We start from the raw sequence: 1,062 nt of genomic DNA, 5'->3' as shown, positions 1-1,062 counted from the left end.
TTAGTAGTCGAACTGGTGGTAGTAGCGGCGGTACTTGAGGTTGTGCTTGGTGACCAGCTCGTAGTTGCGCGAGAGGCGGTCGGTGGTCAGCACGGACAGGATCCAGGGGGACACGATGACGCGGAAGTCGTCGTCCAGGCCCGGGATCGCGTACTCGGCGGTGTCGATGATGACGTAGTCCTCGTCGCCGGTCACGCCGCTGGTGAGGAAGGCGCGGACGCGCTCGTCGAGGGCGCGGCACTCGTCCTCGCCCATGAACAGGAACACCGGGACGCCGGGCTCGAGCAGCTCGAGCGTGCCGTGGAAGAAGTCGTGCGAGGTGATGTGGCGGATGCGCTTCCACTGCATCTCCTCGAGCAGGCACATGGAGTACAGGATGGTCTCGCCCCACAGCGCGCCCGAGCCGATGAACATGGTGTAGTCGGCCAGCGCGTACTTCTTCGCGAGCTCCTCGGCGCGCGGCTCGAAGCGCTTGCGGATGTCGAGCATGTCCTTCCAGACGTCCTTCGTCTGCTCGATGAACAGGTCGAACTTGGGGAAGCAGCCGCGGCGGTTGAGCAGGCGCAGGCCGAAGCAGTCGGCGAGGTAGTAGCCCTTCTCGCAGCCGCCGGCGCCGTGGTCGGAGGCCATCATGACGCAGTTCTCGGCGCCCACGGCCCGGCCGATCTTGCCCTCGGGGTTGGTCATGGCGTAGACGCGCACGCCCATCTCCTTCATCTTGCCGATGGCCTCGAGCACCTCGGGGGTGGTGCCGGACTCGGAGGCGGTCAGCACGACGGACTTGTCGGTCATGCGCTTGTGGCCCATGACGTTCCACTCGGCGGCGTGGATCAGGTAGACCTCGAGGTCGCGGTCGCCGAACTTGTTCATGAGGTACTCGAGCTGCATGAACTCGTCCCAGGTGCCGCCGACGCCCATCAGGAAGACGGCGTCGTAGCCCTCCTCGTGCACGCGGTCGGCCAGCGCGGTCATCTTCTTGCCCGCCTCGTAGACGTTCCTGCCGTCCTCGAGGTAGCCCTCCTGGTCGAAGTGCATGATCTCGATCTTCTCGGTCTCCTTCAT

1 protein-coding gene is annotated in these 1,062 nt (G+C 65.1%); it reads right to left on the bottom strand.

Translation table 11 applies throughout. The features are described 5' to 3' along the window. On the bottom strand, positions 1-1,062 hold a 1,062-nt coding region (locus tag DW029_RS11100; protein WP_055252703.1), incomplete at its 5' end, for an SIS domain-containing protein.

Origin of the sequence: Collinsella sp. AF38-3AC (genome assembly GCF_003474365.1) — a bacterium.
GTDB lineage: Bacteria > Actinomycetota > Coriobacteriia > Coriobacteriales > Coriobacteriaceae > Collinsella.
The sequence above is the reverse complement of the archived record's forward strand: the minus strand, read 5'-3'. Positions and strand labels throughout refer to the sequence as shown.